This window comes from Corynebacterium diphtheriae, from assembly GCF_001457455.1.
GTDB lineage: Bacteria > Actinomycetota > Actinomycetes > Mycobacteriales > Mycobacteriaceae > Corynebacterium > Corynebacterium diphtheriae.
The window spans coordinates 2,189,328-2,202,529 of sequence record NZ_LN831026.1; the positions used below are offsets into that span (position 1 = coordinate 2,189,328).

A 13,202-nucleotide genomic window follows, 5' to 3' on the forward strand; every position below is an offset into this window, starting at 1 on the left:
CACTGCTACTTCAGTCCGTCGTTAAGCGTCGCGAAGTAACGGTCGATTGCCCACGGAATGGACAGCGGTGAGGGGTTCGCGGCAGCTCCCAGCGGACCATTTTCCAGGAAGGCAATGTTGCCGTTTTTCACGGCCGGGATCTTGGACAAAAGCGGGTCTGCCTGCATGTCCTTGACCTTCTTCTCATCCTCGGCTTTGTTGCCGGAGGAGTAGGAGATGATGACATCGACATCGTCGAACTCTTCTGGCTTCTCGGTGGAGACTTCAACCCAGAACTTCTCGGCAGTCTTGGACTGTTCCTCGACGATCTTCGGCGCGGTCAGACCGTGGCTCACGAGGAATCCCATGCGCGGATCCTTGACGGAATAGAAGCCAATCTTGGATGGGTCGGAGCTGCCGCCGAAGGAGGTAAAGAGCGCTTTCTTACCCTTGAGGTTCGGGTATTTATCGAGGTTATCGGCAATCTTGGTGTCAAGATCCTCTGTTAGCTTCTTGCCTTCTTCGGCCTTGCCGAGGGCTTTGGCGCTAATCGTGATCATGTCTTCCAACGATGTACCCCACGCCATGTCCGGGTAGGCAATGACTGGCGCGATCTTGGAAAGCGTGTCGTAGTCCTCCTGCGAGATGCCGGAGTAAGTAGCCAGAATAATGTCCGGTTTTGTGTCCGCGACCTGCTCGAATGGGATGCCGTCGGTTTCGTCGAAGAGCACTGGCTTCTTATCGCCGGAGTCTGCGCCAAGCTCCTTCAGCTTGTCTTCGACCCACGGGAGGATACCGTTGTCGTTGTCATCGCCAAAGGTGGCTTTGCTCATGCCGACGGGCACTTGCCCCAGTGCAAGTGGGACTTCGTGGTTCGCCCAGCCGACGGAAGCGATGCGCTGAGGGGCGTCCTTAATCGTGGTTTCTCCGAAAGCGTGCTTGATAGTGATGGGGAACTGCGCGTTAGAGTCCGAGGCGCTGACGCTGTTTGCGTTCTTTTCGGTAGCAGAGTCAGTGTTTCCGCAGGCTGCCAGAGTGAGCGCGATGGACCCGGTGGCGAGTGCGAGTGTCAGCGTCTTGAAGGTTTTGTTCATTTAGGTCCCTTTGTAGTGTCAGTCCATACTAAGAAAAACTAAATATACACCAACAAAGGTTTGGCTAACCTAAAAATGTCTTTGGGGGAAAGTAACTTTGATGCGTTGCTGGGGAGTTCTACACATCCACCTTGTAGCTCAGTCCCAGGTCTGCACCGTTTTGCCCGCGAATGCCCCAGTTAACCGGCTCTTCCGGTTTTAGAATGCACTGATTAGCTCGCTGGGGTTCGGGCGTGGCATCGCCCTAGGCTTCCACAACCTTGACCACTACATCTTGCGGTGCCTGATCCACGCCGCCAACATCCGACACAAAATCAATGCACTCTAAAACCGGAAGAGCCACCAAACGGGGGCATTTCGAAGAATTTTTCTCCGAACTTCACACCAAATCGTTTCCAAACCGGCCGTTTGGGCAGATTTGGTGTGAAGTGCCGTCTTTTCGGGGGTGAGCGGGGGTGGCACACCCACCAACACCAGCCAATCCCAGCCAAGTCATGGTTGTGAAAGTCAGGTTTAAGGTGACGGGGATCCCGAATTCCCGCGCCACTTTTACAACGGCATACCCTTCCATATCGCATAGTTGGGCCTGCTGGGCTAGGCGATCGCGGGTGGCGGTGTCAGAAATAAAGGTATCACCAGCAGCAAGCCCCGCTGTGGGCAAAGAGGTCAATGCGGTTAGCAAAAGGGCGACCGGTAATCGCGGTGAGCGTTTCATGATCAAAGTCGTGTTTGATCACGTGGTCGATCTCGAAGATTCCGGAGCAGCTGGGAATCAGGCTACCGGCGGTACCGGCATTGATAATGCGGGTGGGGCGGTGGCCACGGGAGTGGGCGTCGGCAAGCGCCCTGCTCAGGGTGATGGCGGCGTTGAGCGTTCCAATGCCGGTGATCAAGGTGGGAATGCTGGCGGTCATGCCGCCTGCTTTTTCGGGGGCGGCGATCACGATGAGGGGGTGGCCGTTGCGTATATCCATTCTTCTTGTTGTGGCGCCCCTTGGTGGATGAGGTGCGAATAAATCACTAGACAGATCGGTACCTATAGGTATAGATTTGGTAGACAGTTCAGTCTATAAACGAAATATGAGCAGAAAGGGTACCTCGATGGCTACACCACTCCACATCGCTGTCATCGGCGCAAACGCCGCCGGACTATACACCGCTGATCTGCTCATGCGCTGCCACAACAACCACCGCAACATCCACGTCGACATCATCGACCCCGCCCCGGCACCAATAGGAATCAGCCCCTACGCCCAAACAACAATCGCGCACCCCCTGCAATCAATTACAGGATCAACCACCAAAGTCATCGGTGGTGTCACAGTTGACGCCGACATCAGCGCCACTGAACTCAGCTCCCGCTACGCAGCTGTGATCACCCCTGCCACGACCGATCTGGCAATCCAAGCACAAGTAGCCGCCGCGCTCACCGCCTTGCCGCAACCCGCCGTCGATCTGCCTGGCATCCTGCGGAAGCGATCCATCGTCCACACTGAATGGCGCCACAGCCTGCACCTTCCCACAGGTCGCAGCCTCGCCGACTGGCAACAAGCCCTAGCAACTGCCCACGGCGCACCCGTGTGCTTCTGAAATGTCATGGCCACCCTTTAAGGTTAGAAACGACAGTTGTACTGACTTCCTCAAAGGACCGTGATCACTCGCTATGCCACTGACCATCACCACAGTGCTGGGTTTCCTTGGGATCGTCTTGTCCGCGCCCGCGTGGTTCTACTTCATCCGCGCGGCGGCGCACCTGTATAAGTTCGTAGCCCAGGGACAGCCCTCCCCCGGCCGCACGCAGCAACTTGGCAGGCGCGCATGGCAAACGTTCGTCGAGGTATTTTTCCATACCGAGCTCCGACGCAAACCCGCTATTGCGGTTGCGCACTGGTTTGTCATGCTCGGTTTCCTCTTCGGCTCTATCGTCTGGTTTGAGGCTTACATCCAAACCTTCCGCCCCGATTCTGGGTGGCCGCTGCTCTCACATTGGTCGGTGTATCACTTTGTCGAGGAGATTTTGGCGCTCGGCACGGTCCTCGGCGTGCTGTTTTTGTTCGCGGTTCGCCTGAATACGGGCATGCGCGATCGCCTTGCGCGGTTCTATGGTTCCAACGCCACGGCAGCTTATTTCGTCGAGGCAGTGGTGTTTGTCGAGGGCTTGGGAATGCTCTTGGTCAAGGCGGGCAAGATCGCAACTTATGGGCATGCGTCGGCGTGGGCTGATTGTGTGACCCGTTTTATTGCGTTGGCGCTTCCGGCAAGCCCCACACTGGTGAGCATGTTTGCGCTGGTGAAGCTGCTCAGCGGCATGATCTGGCTGGTGGTTGTGGCCCATAATTTGTCGTGGGGTGTGGCATGGCACCGCTTTTTGGCGTTTTTCAATATTTTCTTCCGCCGCAATCCTGATGGTTCGCAGGCGTTGGGCAAGTTACAGCCGTTGTATTCCGACGGCGAGGTGCTCACGTTGGACACGGCTGACGACGATTCCATGCTTGGCGTAGGCACTATCGAAGACGCTCCTTGGAAAATGCTTCTCGACGTTTCCACCTGTACCGAATGTGGTCGCTGCCAAGAACAGTGCCCAGCATGGAACACTGAAAAGCCTCTGAGCCCCAAAATGCTGGTCACGGATCTTCGCGATGCAGCCATTGAGTATTTTGATTCCTCCCATGACTCCGTTGATGTGCTCGCATTAGCAGGAAATAGCGGTGTGATCAGCGATGATGTGTTGTGGTCGTGCACCAACTGTGGTGCCTGCGTTGAACAGTGCCCCGTCGACATCGAACACATCGATCATGTGTCGAACATGCGTCGTTTCCAAGTGCTCGCCGAGTCGAACTTCCCCTCTGAGCTAGGCGGAATGTTTAAAAACTTGGAGGTCAAGGGCAATCCGTGGGGGCGCAACTCCCAAGAGCGCGCCACGTGGATCGACGAGGCGCGTCGCGACGGAATCGAAGTACCGGTCTTTGGCGAAGACATCACGGACTTTGAGGACACGGAATACCTGTTCTGGGTTGGTTGTGCTGGCGCTTTTGATGACGACGGCCGCCGCACCACACGTGCCGTCGTCGAGCTGCTGCACACCGCCGGAGTGAAATTCGCAGTGCTTTCCAAAGGTGAAACCTGCACCGGCGACCCAGCTCGCCGCGCGGGTAACGAGTTCCTCTTCCAAATGCTGGCCACAGAAAATATCTCCACCCTGGATGATGTTTTTGACGGTGTCCCCCAAGGTCAGCGCAAAATCATCACCACCTGCCCGCACTGCTTTAACACCCTACGCAACGAATACCCCGACTTCGACGGACACTACGACGTCTTCCACCACACCCAGCTACTGAACCGTCTGGTCCGCGAAGGCCTGCTTACCCCCGTCCCGCGCCGACCAGAAGACCGCGCACCGATCACCTACCACGATCCGTGCTTCCTCGGCCGACACAACAAAATCTTCGACCCACCACGCGAACTTCTGGGTGTTACCGGAATGGAACTCGTGGAAATGGACCGTAACCGCAACGAAGGCTTCTGCTGTGGCGCTGGCGGTGCCCGCATGTTCATGGAAGAAAAACTCGGCACCCGTATTAACGAAAACCGAGCTGCAGAAGCAGTAGCCACCGGCGCAACCGAAATCGCCGTGGGCTGCCCCTTCTGCAACACCATGATGACCAACGGTGTCAAAGCCGTTACCGAAAATACGCCCATCGTCCGCGATGTGGCCACCATGCTTCGCGACGCCATCAGCACCGACGGCACCTTGCCCGCCCCTCGCGAACGCGCCTTCCTGGATCTCCCCATCCGATCTGCACGTGCAACAACTCCTGAGACTCAGCAAGCTGCGCCCAAACCAGTGGCACCTGCAGCGCCAGCGGTCCCGGCCATGCCTGCGGTCCCTGCTGCCCCAGCAACACCGGTGCCACCTAGCACTCCAGCTCCGGGCGCAGCAGTACCACCAGCAGCAATACCTCCTGCGGCAGTACCTCCGGTAGCGGTTCCACCAGCAGCAATACCTCCTGCGGCAGTACCTCCGGTAGCGGTTCCACCAGTGGCAACTCCCCCGGTTGCCGCGCCACCCACCCCAGTTCCACCGACACCAGTGCCACCAGCTGCGGTTCCGCCAGCTGCGGCCCCACCTGTAGCTGTGCCGCCTGCGGCAATTCCACCGGCACCACAACCCCCAATGGCGCAGCCACCACAAGCGCAACCGCCACAGCAGTAGCAAAGGTCTAGCCCCCCACTATTTCAGGGTGTTCCCTGATACTACATGGGGGCGCGGGCTGGTATTTTGGAGTGCATGTTTGATCCCTACCAGCCTGACTATCGCATCGGTGACGCGGAGCGTCGACAAGCAATGGACGACCTCGGCGAGCACTTCGCCGCCGGCCGCCTCGACCTAGCCACCTACGAGCAGCGACTCGACGTAGTCACTAATGCCACCATGATGTCGGAGCTATCCGAGCTTTTCGACGACCTCCCCGCCAACAGCGCGCAGGCGCCGTCGACAACCGGCACGATGGCTGTCTATTCCGCAGCAGAAGTGTCCGAGGCACACCGCAGCGGCCGCAACATTCGATCGGGGATCATGGGGTTGACCTCGATTCTTTGTGTCATGGCGACTGCAGCCACCGATGAAGGCCTTTGTATGTTCCTCATCCCTATCGTCGCAATCTTGCTCTACGTATTAAAGGTAGGCCCCAAGCAGTGGTATGCACCTAGTACCCGCCAGCTGGAGAAACAACGCATGCGCCAGATATCTGCAGCTCACCAAAATCAGCTCCTCGCGTTGCAGGCTTCGCAGAATCAGCAACGTGCGATCGCTAAGGCGGAGCGCAAGCGCAAGCAGGCAGAACTGAACTCTATTGCCATGGATCTAGCAACGGACACACTCAAGCGTTTCCGCGATAAGAGCCGCTAAGCGCTCAACAAACAATATAAAAGGCACAGCCTCCCCTGATATGACGGATTGGGATCAACGTCCTAGGGGGGACTGTGCCATTGTCGTAGCAGCTAGAGGCCTGCGCCCGATGGGGATACCAAGATCTTGACTGCGGTTTCATTGTGGTTAATGAGGGTGTCAAAACCTTTATCCACGATGTCTTGAAGCGCAATCTTGCCGGTGATAAACGGTTTGAGGTTAATCTTTCCGGATTCCACCAGCTTGATGGTGTTCGGGTGGGCATGGGAGTAGGCAATCGTGCCGCGTAAGTCGATCTCCTTCATCACCAACTTATGGATGTCAAAGTTGGAGCGCTTAGACCAGATAGACACCACAACGATCACAGCCCCTGGGCGAACAGCATCCATGAGGGTGTCCAGCACTACTTGGACGGAGGTGCATTCGAAGGCGACGTCGGCACCTTTGCCGTCGGTAAGCTTGGCAATTTCTTCAACCACATCCACTTCTGCTGGGTTGAGAGCGTAGTCGGCAGCACCGGAATCGAGTGCCTTCTTCCTACGCAGCGGGGATAGTTCCGATATCACCACCGTGGCGCCGAAAGCCTTGAGTACTGAGGCGGTGAGCAAGCCGATAGGTCCAGCACCGCCGACGAGTGCAACCTTGCCCTTGGCTGCTTCTTCGGAGGCGAACCCAGCACGTTCCACTGCGTGATAGCCCACAGACAGTGGTTCGATGAGGGCTGCTTCGTCGAGAGGCAGGTCTGGGGAGATTTTGTGGATCCAGCGCCGCTTGACCACAATGTTTTCACTCAAGCCACCGCCGCCACCGGCAAGACCAATGAAGTTCATGTCGCGGGAAAGATGGTAGAAGGGGTTGGCTTCAGAGGTGTCTACATCATCGTGAATCAAGTAGGGTTCTACTACTACGTGGTCGCCAACGGCTAGATCGGTCACGTCCTCGGCGACTTCTGTGATCACGCCGGACATCTCATGCCCCAAGGTCACTGGGGAGTCCTCGCCGGAAACTGGGTGCGGGTGGTGGTGTTCTGGGACGAACAGTGGACCTTCGAGGAACTCGTGTAAGTCGGTGCCACAAATGCCACACCACGCTACTTTGATGCGGGCAGTGCCTGGCAGCAGTGGCTGCTCGGAGATTTCTTCAATTCGGATGTCTTTTTGGTCGTAGTACCGTGCTGCTTTCATAGCAGTTCTCCTTCAATCGGACTGTTGCATACTATTGCATGCGTGATTAAACACGAAATTACCACCAGAAATTGGGATTTTTGTCCCTGAGATAGTGTCATTTCCCACGCGAATTTTCACCCCTACAGGGGTGTGCGGCGGCTGCGGGAAACAGCGTTCAGTGCTAGATACTCAAAATTAGTCGTGGCTGATAGTGGGGTAATTAATGCCGGTGGGTTAAAAAAGTGGCAACATTGGGGCGATGAATAACAAAAAAGAGACTCCACAAGCAGCCCCTGCCCAACGCAAGCGCACACGGCGGATATTTGATCAGTCGGACAAGTTGAAAAATGTGCTGTATGAAATCCGTGGGCCGGTGACGGCTGAAGCAGAGGCCATGGAGCTCGACGGGCACCGGATTCTCAAGCTCAACACGGGCAACCCTGCGATCTTTGGGTTCGAGGCCCCTGATGTGATCATGCGTGACATGATTGCGTCCTTGTCTACGTCGCAAGGCTATTCCACGTCGAAAGGCATCATTCCGGCACGTCGTGCGATCGTAACACGCTACGAGGTCATTCCAGGTTTTCCTGCTTTTGACGTAGATGATGTTTACATCGGCAATGGTGTATCCGAGCTGATTACCATGACCACCCAAGCGTTGCTGAACAACGGCGACGAAGTGCTCATTCCGATGCCGGATTATCCGCTGTGGACTGCGGCGACGTCTCTTGCGGGCGGCAAACCGGTGCACTATCTGTGCGATGAGGAAGACGATTGGAACCCGTCGATCGAAGACATCAAGTCCAAGATCACCGAACGCACCAAAGCCATTGTGGTGATTAACCCTAATAACCCCACCGGTGCGGTGTATTCCAAGGAAGTCTTGCAAAAGATCGTTGATGTTGCCCGTGAGCATGATCTGCTGATTTTGGCCGATGAGATCTACGATCGCATTCTTTACGATGGCGCCGTGCACACCAACATCGCAGCTCTTGCACCTGATCTTTTGTGCATCACTTTCAATGGTTTGTCTAAGGCTTATCGTGTGGCGGGTTATCGTGCCGGCTGGATGATCGTCACCGGCCCAAAGAATAATGCCCGCGGTTTTATCGAGGGCCTCGATTTGCTGTCGGGCACCCGTCTCTGCGCTAATGTGCCAGGCCAGCACGCAATCCAGGTGGCGTTGGGTGGCCGTCAGTCGATTTACGATCTCACAGGTCAAGGTGGCCGTTTACTGGAGCAGCGCAATGTGACGTGGGAGAAGCTCAACGCTATTCCTGGCGTGAGCTGCGTGAAGCCCATGGGTGCGTTGTATGCCTTCCCGAAGCTCGACTTGGAGTACTACGACATCAAGGATGATGCCCAGCTGATGCTTGATTTGCTGCGCCAGGAAAAAATCTTGATGGTACAGGGTACGGGCTTTAACTGGGATAAGCCGGATCATTTCCGTGTGGTTACGTTGCCGTGGGCTTCACAGTTGTCGGAGGCCATGGACCGGTTGGGTAACTTCCTAGCCAGCTACAAGCAGTAATTACAGGGAAAGGGTTTTCTACGTGGGTCGCCATAGTTCAGCTCCGCAGTCCCGGTCGCAGCGTCTGCCACGTGCACCGCGCGTATCGACGCCTCCTCGCCCCTCGGGTTCTACAAGCAGGGACATTCCGGCGCTAGGTCCGTGGCGGTGGGCGTTGACCGTTTTCATCGGTGTGTGGATTGTGGCTACCCTCATGGGTCTTGTCAGGCTCTGGCCGGGTGATAAAGAACCGCAGATCAGCCCCGAGTTTTATCAGACTTTTAGCTTGGGGCAAACTCAGGTGGAAGGCCAGATTGTGGCGCAATCAAAAGGCAGCTGCTCCGCAATGGAGTCCGGCACGGTATTTGATACTTCTCCTCGGGTAGCCCCTGGTGCGGATCAGCAGTGCGATTGGTTCATCGTTCGAATCGATGAGGGCGACGATGCTGGTAAGCGCACGTTGATTGTGAATTCGGGTCAGCCTGGTGAGCCAGTATTGGAAAAGGATCAGCGGATTCGGTTGTTGCAGGCTCCTACCGCTGATGGGGCTGTGCATTATTCTTTTGGTGATTATCACCGCACGTCGTCGTTACTGATCTGGGGTGCGCTGATTGCGGCGTCGATAGTTGCATTGGCGGCGACGCGTGGTTTGCGTTCGTTGGTGGGCTTGGCGTTTACCATGGCGGTTGTTGCGATGTTTACGCTGCCGGCGTTGTTGGTGGGGGCGTCTCCGACAGGGGTGGCGATTGTCAGCGGCGCACTGATTCTGATCCCCGTGTTATTTGTGGTCCATGGCCTGAATTGGAAGTCTGCCGCGGCGCTGGGCGGAACGTTGCTGGCGTTGCTGATTGCTGCGGGCTTATCTTATTGGGCGATTGAGCATAATCAGCTGCGTGGCTTGGGCAATGAGGACAACCTGCAGATTATTTTGTATCTGCCTGGGGTGTCGGTAACTGGCCTCATGCTGTGTGGGTTCATTATCGGCGCACTAGGTGTGCTCAACGATGTGACGATTGCGCAGGCGTCGACAGTCAATGAGCTAGCGGAGCAAAACCCGACGGCAACACGTTGGCAGTGGTTTACCTCGGCAATGAAGGTGGGCCGTGACCATATTGCGTCGATGGTGTACACGCTGGTGTTGTCCTACACCGGTGCCACGCTGCCGCTGTTGTTGCTGCTGTCGGTGGCGCATCGTCCGCTGGCGCAAACGCTCACTAGCGATGTGATGGCCACTGAACTGTTGCGCTCTGGTTTGGGCGCGATGGCGCTTACTCTTGCAGTGCCGCTGACCACAATTGTGGCTGCGTGGACGGTGCGCACCTCGCCAAAATAACGGGTGAGCTTATAACATCGTTGCCATGCATAAACGTTGGGAATCTCGCCTCTTATTATGGACGGCACAGGTATCCACCATCTGGATGGTGGTAGGGCTTGTGCTCAAGTACATCAATTGGGATCTCACCGAGTCGATCGCGACGGCGTTCTCGGTATTTAACCTGCCGAGTTATCCCTCGTTGTTCATTGCCATCTTGATGGTGCTGCTGACCTCCGGCTTATTGCGTGGTAACCGTGGCGCGCTGGTGTTTTATCTCCTTGGTTTCCAGGTTCCTTCGCTACTGATTGGCATTGCGTACCTGCTCATCGTTGTTTTTGATCCCGAAGAAACACTGGATGTCTTTTCGCTTCTGGTGCTTATCTCCACTGCAGCTTCGGTGCTGTTCTTGGTGGCAGGTTGGCGTGCCCGCGACGAGTTCCCCGCCCGTGTCGAGGGTTCGTGGGTAAAGGCACTGGTGGTGTTGGGGGGCGGCATTGCGGTGTCGTTTAGCATCGTCTTGTCGCTTTTGGTGGTCTACTATCACAAGCCGATTGATTTGTCGGCAGTGTGGGCAATGTATACCGCTCTTGGTGTGAGCCCGAACCAACCGCCGTTTGCTGCGGGTATTCATGCCCCGCACTATCTCAAGGTGCTGGGTTCTGTGTTGTCCTCGGCTGCTATTTTTCTTGCGTTGGCTGTGATGATGCGTTCGCGTAAGTTCTATCGCGCCAGCTCCGAGGATCACCTGTTGTTGCGTAAGTTGTTGTTGTCACCGCCGTCCTCGGATTCGTTGGCGTATTTTGCCACGCGTGATGATCGCAATCTTGTGGTGTCGCCTAATGGTGCTGCTGCGATTTCTTATCGTGTGATTGATGGGGTGTGTTTGGCTGCAGGCGATCCGATTGGCGATCCAGCTTGCTGGCCTGCTGCGATGTCCGCATGGCGTACCGAGGCAAGGAAGAATGGCTGGATTCTCGGTGTTGCTTCGGCCTCGGAGAAGGGTGCGCGTGCCTACGCTGAGATGGGTCTGCGAGTTATTCCCCTAGGCGATGAGGCGATCATTGACACCGAGCATTTCCGGTTGAAGGATCTTCCAGCGGTTCGTAAAGAACTCGCTGGTCCACGCAAGGCTGGCTATACCGTCAAGGTGGTGCGCCAGGAGCAGCTCACCGCCGAGGAAGCCGCCCATTATGCGGAGGTAGCGCAGCAGTGGCGGCGTGGCGACGAGCGTGGTTTTACCATGGCGTCGGGCCGCGTGGGTGATCCTCGTGATCGTCGCACGGTGCTGGTTGCAGCCCATGATTCCACCGGCGAGCCGATGGGCGTGCTCACGTTGGTGCCGTGGGGCCGTAATGGGCTCTCCTTGGATGTGATGCGTCGTAATCCGAAGGCGCTCGGTGGTGTGACTGAGCTGATGGTGGCTGCCCTGGCCGCCGAGGCCCCCAACCTTGGTGTTAGTCGTTTCTCCTTGAACTTTGTAACCTTCCGCGAGTCCCTCGACCGCGGCATGGCGGTCGGTGCGTCCCCATGGGAGCGGCTGCTATTTAAGCTGTTGGTCACCTCCTCACGGTGGTGGCAGATCCAGTCGTTGTACCAGTCGAATGTGAAGTATGAGCCCTCGTGGCAGGCGCGTTATCTGTGCATTGAGCATGGCTTCCACACCCCACGCGTGCTGATTGCGTTCGCTTCGGGTGAGGGCTTCTTGCCTGGTTTCAATCCATCGTTGGAGCCGCTGGGTGACCCTGAGGCTATTGCTGCAGTAGAGGCCGAAGCGCTGATGCCAAAGGTGATGCCGCCGCATCGTTCGGCGCAGCAAAAAGCGCGGTTGTGCAAGCTCGATGCGTTGGAGCACAGTGGTATGCGCGCGTATCCGCCGGCTGTTCCGCGCGGCGAGGATTCTTTGACGGGCCGTATTTGGTTCATTCGCGACCACGGCAAGGTGTTGTTCGCCGATGTGGTAGAGGGGGAACGTCGTACCCAGTTGCTTATCGACGCCACCGCCCCCGACGCACTAGCCTCCTTTAAGCGCCTAGTGAGCCGTGGCGATATTATTTCTGCCACCGGTGTGATGGGGCAGTCGCGCAATGGCACACCGTCGCTGATCGTGCAGTCGTGGACGATGGCGGCAAAGTCTCTGGTTCCGATGCCTCGCCAGGCATCGCGTAACCCGCATACCCGCGCGAAGTTCCGCCACATTGATTTCACTATGAATTCGCAGGCACGCTCGATTTTCTCAGCGCGTTCTCGTGCCATCACCGCGGTGCGCTCGGTGCTGGTGTCGCAAGGCTACCTTGAGGCAGAAACCCCTATTTTGCAGACGATCCACGGTGGAGCCAATGCCCGCCCCTTTAGGACTCACATCCGTGCTTATGATCAGCCCCTGACCTTGCGTATCGCCCCGGAACTGTATCTCAAGCGTTTGGTCGTGGGCGGGTTTGAACGAGTTTTTGAGATGGGCCGAAACTTCCGCAACGAGGGCGTGGATGCTACCCACAACCCAGAGTTCACCTCCTTGGAGGCCTACCAAGCGTACGGCAACTGGGACACCATGCGGGAGCTGACGGAGAACATTATCCGTTCGGCAGCGATTGCAGTCCACGGTTCCCCACAGGTAACCACTGCTTCTGGCGAGGTTCTTGACCTTTCAGGTTCGTGGCCAGTGGTTCCTGTGTATGAGGCGGTATCGCGTGCGGTGGGTGAAACAATTTCACCTTCCGGATCCCTCGCAGACTACGCGCACATCGCTCAGCGTTACGAGATCGAAGCGGCCACCGTTGGCGACCTCGTCAACGAACTTTACGACGAACTGGTCGAACCCACCACAGTATTCCCCACTTTCTACGCTGGTTTCCCCGTAGAAACATCCCCATTGACCATGGCCGACCCCGACGAACCACGCATTGCGCAACGCTGGGACCTGGTGGCCTGTGGCATGGAGCTCGGAACCGCCTACACCGAGCTTGCCGACCCCATCGAACAACGCGCGCGCCTCACCGACCAGTCACTTCGTGCCGCTGGCGGTGACGCCGAAGCCATGGAACTCGACGAGAACTTCCTGCAGGCACTGGAATTTGGCATGCCGCCAACCGGTGGACTCGGAATTGGTATCGACCGCCTCGTCATGTTCCTCACCGGCCAAAACATCCGCGAGGTGCTGGCTTTCCCCTTTGTTAAACCAGACAGCACTAACTAATCAGTGCGGTGCAGTTCGGTGAGCAATTTTTGTTCA

9 protein-coding genes and 2 pseudogenes are annotated in these 13,202 nt (G+C 56.8%); 7 read left to right on the top strand and 4 right to left on the bottom strand.

Features of this window, described 5'->3' with window-relative positions:
- Positions 1-5 precede the first annotated feature (5 nt).
- Positions 6-1,073 carry an iron-siderophore ABC transporter substrate-binding protein gene (locus AT687_RS10425; protein ID WP_014303991.1) on the bottom strand — a complete coding sequence of 356 codons (1,068 nt, stop codon included), beginning with the start codon at positions 1,071-1,073 and terminating at the stop codon, positions 6-8.
- A 232-nt stretch (positions 1,074-1,305) separates the two neighbouring features.
- Between AT687_RS10425 and AT687_RS12505 the strand changes: the two are divergent.
- Positions 1,306-1,401: pseudogene (locus AT687_RS12505) on the top strand (transposase); the annotation flags it as partial.
- A 249-nt stretch (positions 1,402-1,650) separates the two neighbouring features.
- On the opposite strand, the pseudogene AT687_RS13425 reads toward AT687_RS12505, so the two are convergent.
- Positions 1,651-1,755, bottom strand: a pseudogene (locus AT687_RS13425) (nucleosidase); the annotation flags it as partial.
- A complete protein-coding gene (locus AT687_RS13220; protein ID WP_014319446.1) occupies positions 1,706-2,047 on the bottom strand; it encodes a nucleoside phosphorylase-I family protein in 342 nt (113 codons plus the stop codon). The pseudogene AT687_RS13425 and the gene AT687_RS13220, both read right to left, overlap by 50 nt.
- Before the next feature lie 127 nt (positions 2,048-2,174).
- On the opposite strand from AT687_RS13220, the gene AT687_RS10435 reads away from it, so the two are divergent.
- From AT687_RS10435 to AT687_RS10445, 3 genes are all read left to right on the top strand, one after another.
- Entirely contained in the window at positions 2,175-2,663 is a 489-nt protein-coding gene (locus tag AT687_RS10435; protein ID WP_014302465.1) for a ferredoxin--NADP reductase domain-containing protein, read from the top strand.
- A gap of 73 nt (positions 2,664-2,736) precedes the next feature.
- Positions 2,737-5,286 (top strand): (Fe-S)-binding protein, encoded by a 2,550-nt coding sequence (locus tag AT687_RS10440; protein WP_014319447.1) that lies wholly within the window; start codon positions 2,737-2,739, stop codon positions 5,284-5,286.
- Between the two features lie 45 nt (positions 5,287-5,331).
- The gene (locus AT687_RS10445; RefSeq protein WP_014319448.1) at positions 5,332-5,982 is read left to right on the top strand and encodes a DUF1707 SHOCT-like domain-containing protein; all 651 of its coding nucleotides are present in this window, start codon (positions 5,332-5,334) and stop codon (positions 5,980-5,982) included.
- 92 nt (positions 5,983-6,074) lie between these two features.
- On the opposite strand, the gene AT687_RS10450 is transcribed toward AT687_RS10445, so the two are convergent.
- Positions 6,075-7,166 (bottom strand): 2,3-butanediol dehydrogenase, encoded by a 1,092-nt coding sequence (locus tag AT687_RS10450; RefSeq protein WP_014308819.1) that lies wholly within the window; start codon positions 7,164-7,166, stop codon positions 6,075-6,077.
- Positions 7,167-7,407: 241 nt separating this feature from the next.
- Here AT687_RS10450 and AT687_RS10455 point away from each other — a divergent pair, with 241 nt between their 5' ends.
- From AT687_RS10455 to lysX, 3 genes are read left to right on the top strand one after another with little or no spacing between them, the layout of a single operon-like run.
- Positions 7,408-8,679, top strand: a complete 1,272-nt coding sequence (locus AT687_RS10455; RefSeq protein WP_014319449.1) for a pyridoxal phosphate-dependent aminotransferase — start codon at positions 7,408-7,410, stop codon at positions 8,677-8,679.
- A 22-nt stretch (positions 8,680-8,701) separates the two neighbouring features.
- Complete coding sequence (locus AT687_RS10460; RefSeq protein WP_014319450.1) at positions 8,702-9,991, top strand: YibE/F family protein; 1,290 nt, start codon at positions 8,702-8,704, stop codon at positions 9,989-9,991.
- Positions 9,992-10,016: 25 nt separating this feature from the next.
- Positions 10,017-13,166, top strand: a complete 3,150-nt coding sequence (lysX, locus tag AT687_RS10465; RefSeq protein ID WP_014319451.1) for a bifunctional lysylphosphatidylglycerol synthetase/lysine--tRNA ligase LysX — start codon at positions 10,017-10,019, stop codon at positions 13,164-13,166.
- Positions 13,167-13,202 lie beyond the last annotated feature (36 nt).

Bases quoted from the DNA above. Each gene is read 5' to 3' on its own strand.
- AT687_RS10425 (WP_014303991.1), bottom strand. From the start codon at position 1,073: ATGAACAAAACCTTCAAGACGCTGACACTCGCACTCGCCACCGGGTCC.
- AT687_RS13220 (WP_014319446.1), bottom strand. From the start codon at position 2,047: ATGGATATACGCAACGGCCACCCCCTCATCGTGATCGCCGCCCCCGAA.
- AT687_RS10435 (WP_014302465.1), top strand. From the start codon at position 2,175: ATGGCTACACCACTCCACATCGCTGTCATCGGCGCAAACGCCGCCGGA.
- AT687_RS10440 (WP_014319447.1), top strand. From the start codon at position 2,737: ATGCCACTGACCATCACCACAGTGCTGGGTTTCCTTGGGATCGTCTTG.
- AT687_RS10445 (WP_014319448.1), top strand. From the start codon at position 5,332: ATGGGGGCGCGGGCTGGTATTTTGGAGTGCATGTTTGATCCCTACCAG.
- AT687_RS10450 (WP_014308819.1), bottom strand. From the start codon at position 7,166: ATGAAAGCAGCACGGTACTACGACCAAAAAGACATCCGAATTGAAGAA.
- AT687_RS10455 (WP_014319449.1), top strand. From the start codon at position 7,408: ATGAATAACAAAAAAGAGACTCCACAAGCAGCCCCTGCCCAACGCAAG.
- lysX (WP_014319451.1), top strand. From the start codon at position 10,017: ATGCATAAACGTTGGGAATCTCGCCTCTTATTATGGACGGCACAGGTA.